A 14,441-nucleotide genomic window follows, 5' to 3' on the forward strand; every position below is an offset into this window, starting at 1 on the left:
CGGCGGCTCCGCCGCCGACAACAGCGTGAGCGGGGAGTGGCAGTTGTGCTGGGACGAGGGCAGTACTCGCGAGGGGGTGGTGCTGGCGGTGCTCTATCCCGATTGCCAGCTGGCGTTCCAGTTCCACTCCGGCTATGTCCCCACCGAACAGCGCGGCATCATCACGGCGTTGGCAGGACGTGAGATCCTCACCATTGACGATGAAGCGGCCGCCGCCGTCTATGCCCGCTGGACCGGACGCACGACGCCCTGGCCGGTGGGGCCCATCCTGCGAGAAACCACCTTGTCTCCGCTGGCCAGGCAGGTTGGCACCCTGGATGACATGCCCTATTACAAGCTCTCCCACCCCGAAGCCGTGACAGAAGGTGGCGGATTGCGCCTCTTTACCGATACTGAGGTCGGGGAGCGGTTGCTGCTGATGTACAGCAGCCAGGAGGGCCTGTTGCAGCGCTGTCTGAATGCGACCCGTATCGAGCCCGAGTACGGCATGGCCACCGAGATGCAGCCGTTTGGTGCCCTCGTGATCTTTTGTGCTGGTTGCCGCTTGGCTCTTGGTGATAGCTTATGCCAATTTGTCGATCAATTTCATACCCGGCTGGGGGACATTCCCTTCATCACCCCGTTCACCTTCGGCGAGCAGGGACGTCTGCCACACGGTGAGCTGGCACACGGCAACCTGATGATATCGAGCGTGATCTTTCTCGACAGCTGACACTGCGCTGGAAACAAGATGATTGGTAATACGGAACTGGAAGCCCTTGGCGACAAGCTGCAGACCACCCTGGTGGAGTTGGTGCGCTGTCGGGAGCGCGAGGCCAAATACCGGCAGGAGTCGCAAACCCTGCTGTGCGGGGTGGCCACCCTGGCCGATGCCCAGACGCTGGAGCAGGTGCTGGACAGCCTCATCCAGGTGCTGAAACCCTTCATCGGCTTTGAACACGCGGATGTGGTGGCCTGGGAGGGCGAGGGGGGGCTGACCCACCTCAGCACCCAGGAGGGGGAGGTGGGCCGTCCCTGGCAGCTGACACCTATCTTCTCCCGGGCCATCGAGGGTGAGACCCTGGTTATCTATGACCCGACCCAGTTGCCCGAGCTGGCGCCGCTGGCCGATGTGACGGGCTGGGCCAGCGTCATGATGACGGGGCTGCGGGCCCCCGGTTTCTCCGGCGTGCTCATCTGCCGCCACTCCCTGATGGGTACCTTCGATCTCAAGAGCAAGGCCGCCATGCAGCGCTGCCGGCCACTCATCTCCCAGGCATTGGTCAACATCGCCTATCGGGCCCGCTTGCAGGAGCAGGTTGAACTCAAGACCCTGGCGTTGCAGGCGGGTGAGCAGCGTTTTCGCAGCTTTGCCGGCATGGCTTCCGACTGGTTCTGGGAGACGGATACCGAGCACAGGCTGAGCTACGTCTCGGCCCCTGGCCAGCAGGAAGAGATGCTGGTGCATCAGACTGGCCAGAGTCTCTACGACTACGCCTATGACAGGCGGGATCCCGAATGGGGCAAGTACCGCCGGCTCATCGGCCTGCACCTGCCGGTACGGGCGGTGCGGGTGCAGGTCAGCCTGGCGCGGGGGCCGCACTGGATGGAGATCAACGCCGAACCCTGTTTCGACGGGGCCGGTGTTTTCATCGGCTATCGGGGCACGGCGCGGGATGTGGGCAACCAGATCCGCCGTGAGCAGGAGCTGGCCAGGGCGCGGGACGAAGCGGAGGCGGCCAACCGCGCCAAGTCGCAGTTTCTGGCCATGATGACCCATGAGATCCGCTCCCCCATGAACGCGGTGCTGGGCATGCTTGATCTGCTGCAACACGCCCAGCTCGAACCCCAGCAGCAGACGCTGCTTGGCCATGCCACCCATGCGGCGCGCCTGCTGCAGACCATCATCGACGACGTACTCGATTTTTCGAAGATTGAGTCCCACACCCTGGAGTTTCACTGCGAGACGCTGCAGCCGGCCCAGCTCTGCCAGTCCCTCATCGAGCCTTTGCTGGCGCGGGCTGTCGCCAAGGGCATCGATCTGCGCTGGCAGGTCGATGAGGCTGTGCCGGCCCAGTTGCAAGGGGATCCGGTGCGCCTCTCCCAGGTGATCAGCAACCTGCTTGGCAACGCGGTGAAATTCACCAGCGCGGGTCGGGTGTTGTTGCAGCTGGAGTGGCATGATCAGCAGTTGCGGGTGACGGTGACCGACACCGGGATCGGCATCTCGGCCGAGGATCAGGCCCTGCTGTTTGAGCCCTTCTCCCAGGTGGACAGCTCGGCGACCCGCCGTTTCTCCGGCACCGGACTGGGGCTGGCCATCAGCAAGCGGCTGGTGGAATTGATGGGGGGCAGCATCCATCTGCGCAGTGCCCCCGGCGAGGGCAGCTGTTTCTGGTTTGATTTGCCGGGCATGGCGCTGCCATGCGAGTGCAGCAGCCGACCCGAGCCGGATCAGCAGCCCATTCAGGCACTGGATGTGCTGGTGGTGGAAGACAGCCCGGTCAATCAGCTGGTGGTCTCGCTCATGCTGCAGAAGCTGGTGAGCCGGGTCAGGGTGGCCGCCAACGGACTGGAGGCGCTGGCGCAGGTCGCGCAGCAACAGCCGGACCTCATTCTGATGGACATGCGAATGCCGCAGATGGATGGACTGGAGGCGACCCGCCGCTTGCGGGAGCTGGGTTACCGCATGCCCATAGTGGCGCTGACGGCCAACGCCATGGCGGAAGACAGGGCCCGTTGCCTGGCGCAGGGCATGGATGATTTTCTGGCCAAGCCCATCAGTCTGATGCGGCTGCGAGAGTGCCTGCAACGCCATTTTCATCCCGCATCAGCGAATCGCAGCTAAAAAAAATGGTCAACCTGGGTGGTTGACCAATTCTTCAGCAAATACTGAAGAGAGCACGGGATAAATCGGGTTGTACGATTCTATATGAAAAAGTCGTGCCAACTTTTCAGAACCGGTTTTACAGGGCTTGCAGCGCGATTATCGGTTTTTATTGCGTCCTGCAATTTGCAAAATGCGAAATTGATATTTTCATTATCGGAATATTTGCATTTTGCAAAGCCCGAATTGACTCACTGTGCGATCAGTCGGCGCAAGAATTGACGAGCCGCTTCGCTATTTTGTTTGGCAATCAACATCTGCTTCTCATAGATCGGCATTGGCAGGATCTCGAGCCAACGTTGGCAGAGCCAGGCTGCATCGTCAAACCGCTTGTCCGGATAGAGCTCGTCGAGCTCCGGATATTGTTCGAACACTTCCTGCAACCGGGTGACCAGCGGCTTGTCGCTGAAATTGGAGTGGGTGCTCGGCCAGTTGGGCAGGGCCTCGACCTTGGCCCGGCGCAGACCCAGCTCGTCCGTCTCCATCTCGTGGATGCAGAACCGTTCCATGCCGAGCACGGTGACACCGAGCAGGCCGTCATTCAGGGTGTAAAAGTCGGTGACTTTGACCCGGGTGCCGACCGGCAGGATCCGACCCGACTTGCCCGAGGTGGTTGCCTCTTCCATCACGATGCCAAACCCCTGGTCATTGATGAATGACTCTTTGAGCATCTGCAGGTGTCGCGGCTCAAACAAACGCAGAGGAAGCTTGCCACCAGGCAGGATGTGGGAAGGCAAGGGGAACAGTGCCAAAGGTTGAAGTTTCATGTTCCATCCTCCATTCAGTTGTTACTGAACAGGACAATGCAGCGACTGTGCCAGAGGATAAAAAAAGCCACCGGACGGTGGCTTTGGCTGGGTAAAAAGGGGGCTTAGTTGCGCTGCTCCAGGTACATGACAGCCGCTTCCACGCGGCTTTGCGCCTCGAGTTTCTTGAGCAGGCTCTTGACGTGTACCTTGACCGTGCCTTCGGAAATATGGAGCACGGAGGCGACCTGTTTGTTGGAGAGGCCCTTTGCAATTTCACGCAGGATTTGCATTTCGCGACGCGTTAAGCTCTCCAGCTTCTGCTGCAGGTGATCCAGCTCGTAGATGTTCTCGAGGTAGGGGCGCAGCGGTTCGCTCAGGATCTGCTTGCCGGTCATCACGTCTGCCAGCTGGGCCAGCAGCATATCGGGCTCGGTGTCCTTGAGCAGGTAGCCGTCGGCGCCGGCCTTGAGCAGGGCCACCACATCCTGACGGGCATCGGAGACGGTCAGGATCACCACCCGGGAGGTCACCTCCTCGGCACGCAGCGCCTTGAGGGTGTCCAGGCCCGAGAGACCTTTCATGTTGAGGTCGAGCAGGATCAGGTCCGGTTCGGACTCCTTGGCCATGGCGACGGCGTCGGTACCATTGGAAGCTTCACCGACGACCTCGATGTTCTCTTCCAGTGCCAGCAGTTGCACAATCCCTTTGCGCATGAGGGGATGGTCATCCACGACCAGAACACTATATTTCATCTCGTCCATCAGGCGTCTCTTGTTAGGCTGGTGGGAAAGGTCAGATGTACGCAGGTGCCTCTGGGCGGCCTTTCGCTGATGGTCAGCAGGCCATGCAGCTTGTTGGCACGCTCGTTCATGATGCTAAGGCCGTAGTGGTTGACCGCCGAGCTTGCGATCCCTATTCCGACACCATCATCTGAAATCTGAACCTGGATGTTACCATCGGCGAGGGTCTCACAGCTAACATCAATCACTTGTGCGCTGGCATGTTTGATGGCATTGAGGACTGCCTCACGGATCAGCTGCAAAATGTGAATGTGCTGACCCGCCTCGAGGTCGGTATCGGCCAGACCGTAATGGAGCCTGATCTCGGCCTGGGTCTGCGGCTTGAGCTGCTCCAGCATCACCTTGATGGCTTCGCCGAGATTGGCGTCACCAATGCTGAGGCGGAAGGTGCCGAGCAGCTCGCGCAGCTGGGTGTAGGCGCTGCCAAGCCCCTCGTCGATCTGCTGCATGGCGGCTTCGGCCTTAGCGGTATCCCCCTTGGCAAACGAACGCTTGAGCAGGGTAGCCTGGATCTTGAGATAGGAGAGTGCCTGGGCCAGAGAGTCGTGCAGCTCGCGGGCGATGACGGCCCGCTCTTCCATCAGCAGCAGGCGCTGGTGTTGCAGCAGGGTCTGATCCTTGTGCAGCACCTGGGCCAGCAGCATGGAGAAGTTCTTCATCAGCCGCTCGTCGATGGGGTGGCTGCTGATGACGTCGAGCCGGCCATACTCCTGCTCGTCCATCTGCAGATAGAAGCTGACCACCGCCTCCAGATCGCCGGGCCAACCCTTGCGACCAGTGATGTAGTCCGGCATGGCATTGTGCTCGAAACGGGTCAGCCGGATGTAGTCGATGTGCTGGTGGGCCGCCGCCCGCTCCAGCAGCTTGAGCAGGGTGCGCCGGCTCAGCGGCGCTGCGTGCAGCTTCTGGGCTGTGCTGTAGAGGAAGGAGAGGGTGTCGTTGGCCTGCTGCAGCTTGGCAGTCTTCTCTTCCACCTTGCTCTCCAGCTCCCGGTAGAGCTTGCCGAGCTCATCGGCCATGGTGACGAAGGCCCCTGACAGCTCCCCCAGTTCGTTTTCGCAGCGGGGGGGCAGGGTCAGATCGAACTCCTGGCGCTGGATCTGGCGGGCGCAATAGACCAGCTGGTTGAGCGGTGCCACCACCTGCTGGCGGGTAAAGCGCACCGTGAACCAGGCGATGGTGATGATGGAAAGCAGCCCGAGCCCCTCGGCCAGCGCCAGCATGCGCACCTTGAACTCCACGTGATACTGCATCTGGTTGACGAAATCATCGATGGCGGCGACGAACTGCTCTGTGTTGTCGGTGTAGCGCCGCGGGGTGGCATTCTCGATGTGTTCGCGCATCACCTGCCACTGCTGCAGCACCTCGCCATAGGTGCGACGCAGGGAGGCGGGGGTGATCCAGCGCTGGGTCTCCTGCAACTCGGCGGCGTGCAGGGTCTGCTCGAACTGATCGAGCCGGCTCAGCACCTGCTGGCCCTGCTCAATCTCGTAGGCCATCCGGTAGGCCTGCATCCGCAGGGAGCCGGAGAGGTTGATCGCCTTGGCATCGGGCACCGAATAGAACAGGGTCACCATGGCCACCACGGCGATAAGGCTCGCCATGAACAGGATGAGCACCATGGAGCGCCCGATGGCGCTGCTGACCGAATGTACTTTGAACCACTTTCCCATGCCGGCTCTCTTCCTTCACTGCAGACAATAACCCCACAAAGTAGCATGGGAGTGTACTCCAACTTGTGCTAGCATCGAAAAACTAGATGAACTCCGAGCGGTTTTGCCTAAGTCCTCATGATAGGGGGAAACCGCCGTCAGCCGATGTTCGAGCTGTAAGGGTCAGGAAAGAAATGCCCTGGCCTCCCGTATTTGGAAAGGTGTTTATGTCGCCACTGCAAGATGGTTTTTCCCGTCGTTTTTACTATTTGCGCCTGTCGGTCACCGACGTGTGCAATTTTCGCTGTACCTACTGTTTGCCGGATGGCTATCGGCCACCGGCCGGTGGCAAGGCGGGGCGTCAGCCCTTTCTCTCTCTCGAAGAGATCCGCCGCGTCGTCGGTGGCTTTGCCGCCATGGGCACTCGCAAGGTGCGTCTGACCGGCGGGGAACCCTCCCTGCGCCGGGACTTCACCGCCATCATAGAGACGGTGGCCAATACCCCCGGCATCGAGAAGGTGGCCATGACCACCAATGGGTATCGTTTGAAAGAGCGTGCCAAAGAGTGGTTTGATGCGGGCCTGACCGCCCTCAACGTCAGCGTCGACAGCCTGGATCCGCGTCAGTTTCACCAGATCACCGGCGAGAACAAGCTGGCTGAGGTGATGGAGGGGATCGAAGCTGCGCTGGCTGCCGGCTTCAAGTCGGTCAAGATCAACGCCGTGTTGCTCAAGGGTCTCAACGACCATCAGCTGGATGCCTTCCTGGCCTGGATCCGGCACCAGCCCATCGAGCTGCGTTTCATCGAGCTGATGCAGACCGGCGAGATGGATACCCTGTTTCGCGATCACCACGCCAGCGGGGCGCTCATCAAACAGCGTCTGCTCGATGCCGGTTGGTTGCAGCAGCTGCGTGGCGACGACGATGGCCCCGCCCAGGTATTCATGCATCCGGAGTCGATGGGGGGGGTCGGACTCATCATGCCCTACAGCAAGGATTTCTGTGCCGGCTGCAACCGGCTGCGGGTCTCTTCCCTCGGCAAGTTGCACCTCTGCCTGTTCGGCGACCACGGGGTGGAACTGCGGGATCTGTTGACGGATGACGGCCAGCAGGATGAATTGCAGCAGCGGATCCGCAGCGCCCTTGCCGGCAAGGCGGCGACCCACAGGCTGCACGAAGGCAATGCCGGCATGACCCCGCATCTGGCCTCCATCGGTGGCTGAGCGGCCTCGCTCGAAAAAATAGCCATCGATTAATAAGCAATCCTCAAATGGGGGTATTTTGTCTTGCCCCCGTTGTTCATTCCTGCGCCAAGGGTTTGATCCAGCGCAAGAATCCCCCCTGTTTATCTCCCTGGTGGTATATCCCTGAACTTGTCAGGGCCGCAATATACACCCACTCTTATAATAGGTATTGAAAATACCTGTCATGGGACTCACTCGTGCGCCATCACCAGCAACAAGGAGCCGTTATGCCGGATGGGGTCAACCTGTCGCGTCGCAGTCTGTTTCGGGGTCGTCTGACATCGAATGAACCTCGGGTACAACTGCCCTGGTCTGTCGCCTGGTCCGACTTTGCCGCCGACTGCACCCGCTGCGGTGACTGTCTCACGGCCTGCCCAGAGCAGATCCTGGTAAAGGGCGATGGCGGTTTCCCGACCGTGGATTTTCTGCGCGGCGAGTGCACCTTCTGCGGGGAATGTGTCGCCGCTTGCAAAGTGCCGATATTTCGTCCGACCACGGAGGCGCCCTGGCAATACATCGCCCATATTGAAGCCAGCTGTCTGGCTCAGGGTCAGGTGTTCTGCCAGCGCTGCCAGGACAGCTGCGAGCCCAGGGCAATCCATTTCTCCCCCGTGCTGGGCCGGGTGCCGACCCCCAGCATCGAGGCTGCAGCCTGCACCGGTTGCGGTGCCTGTGTGAAGGATTGTCCGGTCGGCAGCATCCGGGTGGGAGCCCCCGCCAGCGAGGAGTCCAGATGAAGCAGGATGTGTGTGAAGCAGGAGCCACAATGAAACAAGAGTTCCATGTATCGAGCCTGGTGGTGCTGACCCAGCCCTCCTTGCGTCACCGGCTCGCAGAGCAGATTGCCACCCTCGAGGGGGCCGAGATCCATGCAGTCAGTGATGAGGGCAAGCTGGTGGTGACCCTGGAAGGCCCGAGCCAGCGGCCCATCATGACGGCCATCGACGCCATCAATGCGATGCCGGGCGTGCTGTCCGCCGCCCTGATTTACCACCAGTTCGATGAGCTCGATGCCCAGTGCAAGGAGTAGTGCCATAAGGCCGAGCCTGCGTGACTCATCATGATGGCCGCCATGGATGCACAGAAAAACGACGCCAGGGTTCTAGTTCGCCGCCCTGAGCCAAAACCAGTTCGATACACTCGACAACTTACGCGATAAGCAATGTGAGGATATGCCATGAAGCTGAGTCGACGCGACTTTATGAAGGCCAACGCGGTGGCGGCAGCCGCTGCCGTGGCTGGTGTCAGTGCCCCCACGCTGGCGGCCAATCTGATCACCAGTACCGACAAGACTGCCATCACCTGGGACAAGGCGCCGTGCCGTTTCTGCGGTACCGGCTGTTCCGTGCTGGTGGGTTCCCAGGATGGGCGCGTCGTGGCGACCCAGGGCGATCCCGATGCACCGGTCAACCGCGGTCTTAACTGCATCAAGGGTTACTTCCTGTCCAAGATCATGTATGGCCAGGACAGGCTGACCCAGCCCATGCTGCGCATGACCAACGGCAAGTTCGACAAGAACGGCAACTTCGCCCCCATCAGCTGGGATCAGGCCTTCGACATCATGGCCGAGAAGTTCAAGGCCACCCTGAAAGAGAAGGGCCCGACCGCGGTCGGCATGTTCGGCTCCGGCCAGTGGACCGTGTGGGAAGGCTATGCCGCCGCCAAGCTGATGAAGGCCGGTCTGCGTACCAACAACCTAGATCCCAATGCCCGTCACTGCATGGCGTCCGCGGTAGTGGGCTTCATGCGTACCTTCGGCATGGATGAACCCATGGGCTGCTACGACGATATCGAGCAGGCCGACGCCTTCGTGCTGTGGGGCTCCAACATGGCCGAGATGCACCCCATCCTCTGGTCGCGCATCTCCGATCGCCGTCTTTCCCACCATGACGTGCAGGTGCACGTGCTCTCCACCTTCGAGCACCGCAGCTTCGAGCTGGCGGACAACGGAATGGTGTTCACCCCGCAGACCGACTTGGCGATCCTCAACTACATCGCCAACTACATCATCCAGAATGACAAGGTGAACTGGGAGTTCGTCAACAAGCATACCCAGTTCCGCAAAGGCACCACGGACATCGGCTACGGCCTGCGTCCCACCAACCCGCTGCAGCAGAAGGCCAAGAACCCGGACAACGGCGATTCCACCCCGATGAGCTTCGACGACTTCGCCAAGTTCGTGGCGGATTACGATCTGGAGTCCGTCTCCAAGCTCTCCGGCGTCTCCAAGGACAAGCTCGAGAAGCTGGCCCAGCTCTATGCCGATCCGAGCAAGAAGGTGGTCTCTTACTGGACCATGGGGTTCAACCAGCACACCCGCGGTGTCTGGGCCAACAACCTCTGCTACAACATTCACCTGCTGACCGGCAAGATCTCCCAGCCGGGCTCCGGTCCCTTCTCCCTGACCGGTCAGCCCTCCGCCTGCGGTACCGCCCGTGAAGTGGGTACCTTCGCCCACCGTCTGCCGGCCGACATGGTGGTGACCGAGCCCAAGCACCGTGCCATCGCCGAGAAGATCTGGAAGCTGCCGGAAGGGACCATCCAGGAGCAGGTGGGCTACCACGCCGTGCTGCAAAACCGCATGCTCAAGGACGGCAAGCTCAACGCCTACTGGGTGATGTGCAACAACAACATGCAGGCCGGCCCGAACATGAACGAAGAGGGGCTGCCCGGTTACCGCAATCCGGCCAACTTCATCGTGGTCTCCGACCCTTATCCGACCGTGACCGCCCAGGCGGCCGACCTCATACTGCCGACCGCCATGTGGGTGGAGAAAGAGGGGGCCTACGGCAACGCCGAGCGTCGCACCCAGTTCTGGCACCAGCAGGTGAAGGCACCGGAAGGGGCCAAGTCCGACCTGTGGCAGCTGATGGAGTTCTCCAAGCGCTTCACCGTGGAAGAGGTGTGGCCGGCCGAGCTCATCGCCAAGATGCCGGAAGTGAAGGGCAAGACCCTGTTCGACGTGCTCTATGCCAACGGTCAGGTCAACCAGTTCCCGAAAGAGCAGAGCAAGGGGGCGCTCAACGACGAGGCAGAGCACTTCGGTTTCTACGTCCAGAAGGGGCTGTTCGAAGAGTACGCCACCTTCGGTCGCGGCCATGGCCACGATCTGGCGCCGTTCGATCAGTATCACGAAGCCCGTGGCCTGCGCTGGCCTGTGGTGGATGGCAAAGAGACCCTGTGGCGCTATCGCGAAGGGTTCGACCCTTACGTGAAAGCGGGCGAGGGGGTGCGTTTCTACGGCAAGCCCGACGGCAAGGCGGTGATCTTCGCGCTGCCCTATGAGCCGGCCGCCGAGGCACCGGACAAAGAGTACGACATGTGGCTCTCCACCGGTCGCGTACTGGAGCACTGGCACACCGGCACCATGACTCGCCGGGTCCCCGAGCTCTATCGCGCCTTCCCGGATGCGGTGCTGTTCATGCACCCGGAAGATGCCAAGGCTCGCGGCGTGCGCCGTGGCGAAGAGGTGATCGTCTCCTCCCGCCGGGGCGAGGTGAAGACTCGGGTCGAGACCCGCGGTCGCAACCGTCCGCCCAAGGGACTGGTGTTCATGCCCTTCTTCGACGCGAGCCAGCTGGTCAACAAGTTGACCCTGGACGCCACCGATCCGCTCTCCAAAGAGACGGATTACAAGAAGTGTGCCGTCAAGGTCGTCAAGGCATAAGGCGGGGAGCGCGAGATGAGTCGTAGTCGGCGCCAGTTTCTGGCCGACATGGCCAAGGGGGCCTGTGGTGTGGGCCTGCTTGGCGTGGGGCTCGGCGGCATGGCGCGCCAGCAGGTGCAGGCCGTGCCTGCCCAGGCGCTGCGCCCGCCGGCCGCCCTCGACGAGGCCGAGTTCCTCGGCGCCTGCGTGCGTTGCGGGCTCTGTGTCGAGGCTTGCCCCTACGACACCCTCAAGCTCGCCCGGTTGTTTGAACCCGTGACCACCGGCACTCCCTACTTCAAGGCGCGTGCCGTGCCGTGCGAGATGTGTGACGACATCCCCTGCGTGGCGGCCTGCCCGAGCGGGGCGCTGGATCAGGCCATGACCGACATCGATCAGGCGCGGATGGGGGTGGCGGTGCTCATCGATCACGAGACCTGCCTCAACTACCTGGGGCTGCGTTGCGACGTCTGCTACCGGGTCTGCCCGCTGATTGACAAGGCGATCACCCTGGAGCTGCAGCACAACCAGCGCACCGGCAAGCACGCCATGTTCCTGCCCACGGTGCACAGCGATGTCTGTACCGGCTGCGGCAAGTGCGAGCATGCTTGCGTGCTGGAGGAGGCGGCCATCAAGGTGGTGCCTCGTCAGCTCGCCAAGGGAGAGCTGGGCCACCACTACCGGCTCGGCTGGGAAGAGAAGGCGAAGGCGGGCAAGTCGCTCATCGGCGACAGGCTCACCCTGCCAACCCGCAAACCGGAGGGGCTATGAGTCGTTATCCGGGAGCCGAAGCCACGGCTAGGCTCGGCTGGTGGCGGTCACACCGCTTCCTGCTGTTGCGCCGGCTCAGCCAGTTTGGCGTGCTGGGGTTGTTCCTGCTGGGACCGCTGGCGGGCATCTGGATCCTCGAGGGCAACCTCTCCAGCTCACTGTTGCTGGAGACGGTGCCGCTCACGGATCCGCTGACCCTGCTGCAGTCGTTGGCGGCGGGACATTGGCCTATCCCCACCCTCTGGCTGGGGGCCGGGCTGGTGCTCGCGGGTTACTGGCTGGTCGGGGGGCGGGTGTTCTGCTCCTGGGTCTGTCCGGTCAACCTGGTCACGGATGCCGCCGCCTGGCTCAGGGGAAGGCTAGGTCTCAAGGGCAACGGTCAGTTCAACCGCTCCACCCGCTACTGGCTGCTGGCCATGGTGCTGGTGGCGCCGGCCATCACCGGTGTGCTGGTGTGGGAGCTGGTCAATCCGGTGTCGCTCACCCTGCGCGGCCTGCTGTTCGGCATGGGGGCGGGCTGGGCCTTGCTGGCGGTGCTGTTCCTGTTCGACCTCTTCGTGGTGGAGCGGGGCTGGTGCGGTCATCTCTGTCCGGTGGGGGCCTTCTATGCCCTGGTCAACCGGGTCGGGTTCATCAAGATTTCTGCCAAGGGGCGCGAGCGGTGCAGCAACTGCATGGATTGTTATGCGGTCTGCCCGGAACGTCCCATCCTGCGCGGCCCCGTTCACGGTGCCAAGCGTGGTCACGGGCCCTTGATTGCGGCTCAGGAGTGTACCAACTGCGGCCGTTGCATCGATGTCTGCGCGGAGCAAGTTTTTGAAATCACTGTAGGTTTTGCCGTCAAGGCAGAGAAAACGTCGGAGAACAAATAATGAAGAAGCTGATTGGAGCAATGCTGGCCTGTCTGATGGCAGGTTCCTTGATGGCGGCAGTCCCCGAGATCACCAACAGCACGGGGGGCATCAAGTCGGAACGGGGGAGCACGGATCTGGTGACGGATGCCGACGCGGCCCCCATGAAGAACTTTCGCAAGGATGGTGATCTCTACGATCGCCAGTACATGCATCAGCCCCCGCTGATCCCCCACGACACCCGCAACTATGAAGTGGACAACAAGGTCAACAAGTGCCTAGCCTGTCACAGCTTCAAGAACGCCAGCGCCATGAAGGCCCCCAAGATCAGCCCGACTCACTTCGAGACCCGTGACGGCATGACGTTGGGAGAAGTATCCCCCCGCCGCTACTTCTGCCTGCAGTGCCACGTGCCGCAAGCGGATGCCAAGCCGCTGGTGGAAAATACGTTTAAACCAGTTGAAGCCTTGAACTGAGGAACCCATAGATGAAATTACCCGGCTTTATCCAGCGTCTGTGGACCACCTTCAAGTCCCCCTCGAAGGCAGCCCTCTGGGTACTGCTGCTGATGGGCTTCTTTGGCGGGGTCATCTTCTGGGGCGGTTTCAACACCGCCATGGAAGCCTCCAACACCGAAAAGTTCTGCACCAGCTGCCACGAGATGAAGGACAACGTGTTCGTGGAGTACCGCGACACCATCCACTATGCCAACCGTTCCGGCGTGCGGGCCAGCTGCCCGGATTGCCACGTGCCGCACGAGTGGACCTACAAGATCATCCGCAAGGTGCAGGCCTCCAAGGAGTTGTGGGGCATGATCACCGGCAAGGTGGACACCCGCGAGAAGTTCGAGTCGCACCGGCGCGAGATGGCCGAGCGGGAGTGGAAGCGGATGAAGGACACGGATTCGAGGGAGTGTCGCAACTGCCACAACTTCGAGTACATGGACTTCTCCCTGCAAGGCAAACGGGGTGCCCAGATGCACTCCACCAGCCTCGCCAACGGCGAGAGCACCTGTATCGACTGCCACAAGGGCATTGCTCACCAGCTGCCCGACATGACAGGGGTGAAGGGCTTCTAAGCCAGTACCAGCAACGAGGCCGGGTTCACCCGGCCTCGTTCATATTTCGCCCGGCCAGGGCAAAAGCACCACTGTGCCTCCTTTAAATCCCCCCTCTGGTGCGAGTTTTGATAGAATCGGCCCGCCGTGAGTCGCAGCGCATGACAGCAAGGTCAAAGGTTCAGCCCGGGCGGGCATGGACCGTGCCACCAGCGAGCGCTGTCAGCCGGGATCCTGGCCGCTTTTCTTCTTCTCTTTGCTCACGGTCCTTTGCCATCAGGAGCTGCCCATGGGACAGAAACACAACGCATTCATTCCCCTCAAGATCGCCGTGCTGACGGTCTCCGACAGCCGCACCGTTGCCGATGACAGCTCGGGCGACTATCTGATTTCCGCCCTCGCTGAATCGGGCCATCAGCTGGCCGACCGGGCGCTCTGCCCCGACAATCTGTTTCGTATTCGCGCCCAGGTGAGCGACTGGATCGCCGATGAGGGAGTGCAGGTGGTGCTCATCAATGGCGGCACCGGCTTCAACGAACAGAACCGGGTGCCCGAGGCGGTCGGGGTATTGTTCGAGCGCACCGTGCAGGGCTTTGGCGAACTGTTTCGCCAGCTCTCCTTCGCCGACATCAAGGGTGCCGCCATGCAGAGCCGCGCGCTGGCGGGTCTCGCCAATCGCACCCTGATCTGCTGCCTGCCTGGCTCTACCGGTGCCTGCCAGCTGGGGTGGGAGAAGCTTATCCGTGATCAGCTCGATGCCCGCACCAAGCCGTGCAACTTTGTCTCCCATCTTTGAGGGCCTCTG

The 14,441-nt window shown here is 61.6% G+C and carries 14 protein-coding genes and 1 riboswitch; of the genes, 11 read left to right on the top strand and 3 right to left on the bottom strand.

Going from position 1 to position 14,441, the window contains the following annotated elements; genetic code table 11:
* Both AB5Y98_RS15705 and AB5Y98_RS15710 read left to right on the top strand, forming a co-directional pair.
* Positions 1–712, top strand: a 712-nt coding sequence (locus AB5Y98_RS15705; RefSeq protein ID WP_368232240.1) for an FIST signal transduction protein, incomplete at its 5' end; no start/stop codon positions are given.
* Between the two features lie 18 nt (positions 713–730).
* Positions 731–2,827 (top strand): ATP-binding protein, encoded by a 2,097-nt coding sequence (locus tag AB5Y98_RS15710; RefSeq protein ID WP_368232241.1) that lies wholly within the window; start codon positions 731–733, stop codon positions 2,825–2,827.
* A gap of 230 nt (positions 2,828–3,057) precedes the next feature.
* On the opposite strand, the gene AB5Y98_RS15715 is transcribed toward AB5Y98_RS15710, so the two are convergent.
* The 3 genes from AB5Y98_RS15715 to narQ all read right to left on the bottom strand — a co-directional run bounded on the left by AB5Y98_RS15715 (position 3,058) and on the right by narQ (position 6,088).
* Entirely contained in the window at positions 3,058–3,633 is a 576-nt protein-coding gene (locus tag AB5Y98_RS15715; protein WP_005299312.1) for an LON peptidase substrate-binding domain-containing protein, read from the bottom strand.
* Positions 3,634–3,737: 104 nt separating this feature from the next.
* Positions 3,738–4,376 carry a two-component system response regulator NarL gene (narL, locus tag AB5Y98_RS15720; protein ID WP_005299317.1) on the bottom strand — a complete coding sequence of 213 codons (639 nt, stop codon included), beginning with the start codon at positions 4,374–4,376 and terminating at the stop codon, positions 3,738–3,740.
* Positions 4,376–6,088, bottom strand: coding sequence for a nitrate/nitrite two-component system sensor histidine kinase NarQ (narQ, locus tag AB5Y98_RS15725; protein ID WP_005299320.1), 1,713 nt, complete (start codon positions 6,086–6,088; stop codon positions 4,376–4,378). Before narQ ends, narL begins: the two co-directional genes overlap by 1 nt.
* A 79-nt stretch (positions 6,089–6,167) precedes the next feature.
* Positions 6,168–6,307, top strand: a riboswitch (molybdenum cofactor riboswitch).
* Between narQ and moaA the strand changes: the two genes are divergently transcribed.
* The 9 genes from moaA (at position 6,295) to moaB (ending at position 14,432) form a co-directional block, all read left to right on the top strand.
* Entirely contained in the window at positions 6,295–7,290 is a 996-nt protein-coding gene (gene moaA / locus AB5Y98_RS15730) for a GTP 3',8-cyclase MoaA (protein ID WP_041203111.1), read from the top strand. (Overlaps the previous riboswitch by 13 nt.)
* Positions 7,291–7,538: 248 nt before the next feature.
* Entirely contained in the window at positions 7,539–8,048 is a 510-nt protein-coding gene (gene napF, locus AB5Y98_RS15735) for a ferredoxin-type protein NapF (protein ID WP_005299325.1), read from the top strand.
* Positions 8,049–8,077: 29 nt separating this feature from the next.
* On the top strand, positions 8,078–8,341 hold the full coding sequence (locus AB5Y98_RS15740) for a chaperone NapD (RefSeq protein ID WP_017779249.1): 264 nt from the start codon (positions 8,078–8,080) through the stop codon (positions 8,339–8,341).
* 147 nt (positions 8,342–8,488) lie between these two features.
* Positions 8,489–10,978 (top strand): nitrate reductase catalytic subunit NapA, encoded by a 2,490-nt coding sequence (napA, locus tag AB5Y98_RS15745; protein ID WP_368232242.1) that lies wholly within the window; start codon positions 8,489–8,491, stop codon positions 10,976–10,978.
* Positions 10,979–10,993: 15 nt separating this feature from the next.
* On the top strand, positions 10,994–11,728 hold the full coding sequence (gene napG, locus AB5Y98_RS15750) for a ferredoxin-type protein NapG (protein ID WP_005299334.1): 735 nt from the start codon (positions 10,994–10,996) through the stop codon (positions 11,726–11,728).
* The gene (gene napH / locus AB5Y98_RS15755; RefSeq protein ID WP_368232243.1) at positions 11,725–12,600 is read left to right on the top strand and encodes a quinol dehydrogenase ferredoxin subunit NapH; all 876 of its coding nucleotides are present in this window, start codon (positions 11,725–11,727) and stop codon (positions 12,598–12,600) included. Before napG ends, napH begins: the two co-directional genes overlap by 4 nt.
* The gene (locus AB5Y98_RS15760) at positions 12,600–13,055 is read left to right on the top strand and encodes a nitrate reductase cytochrome c-type subunit (RefSeq protein ID WP_005299342.1); all 456 of its coding nucleotides are present in this window, start codon (positions 12,600–12,602) and stop codon (positions 13,053–13,055) included. Before napH ends, AB5Y98_RS15760 begins: the two co-directional genes overlap by 1 nt.
* A gap of 11 nt (positions 13,056–13,066) precedes the next feature.
* Positions 13,067–13,657 carry a cytochrome c3 family protein gene (locus tag AB5Y98_RS15765; protein ID WP_274182443.1) on the top strand — a complete coding sequence of 197 codons (591 nt, stop codon included), beginning with the start codon at positions 13,067–13,069 and terminating at the stop codon, positions 13,655–13,657.
* A gap of 268 nt (positions 13,658–13,925) precedes the next feature.
* Positions 13,926–14,432, top strand: a complete 507-nt coding sequence (gene moaB / locus AB5Y98_RS15770) for a molybdenum cofactor biosynthesis protein B (protein WP_368232244.1) — start codon at positions 13,926–13,928, stop codon at positions 14,430–14,432.
* Positions 14,433–14,441: the final 9 nt, after the last annotated feature.

It is taken from the genome of Aeromonas sp. s3 (genome assembly GCF_040907805.1).
In the GTDB taxonomy this organism is placed as follows: domain Bacteria; phylum Pseudomonadota; class Gammaproteobacteria; order Enterobacterales; family Aeromonadaceae; genus Aeromonas; species Aeromonas dhakensis.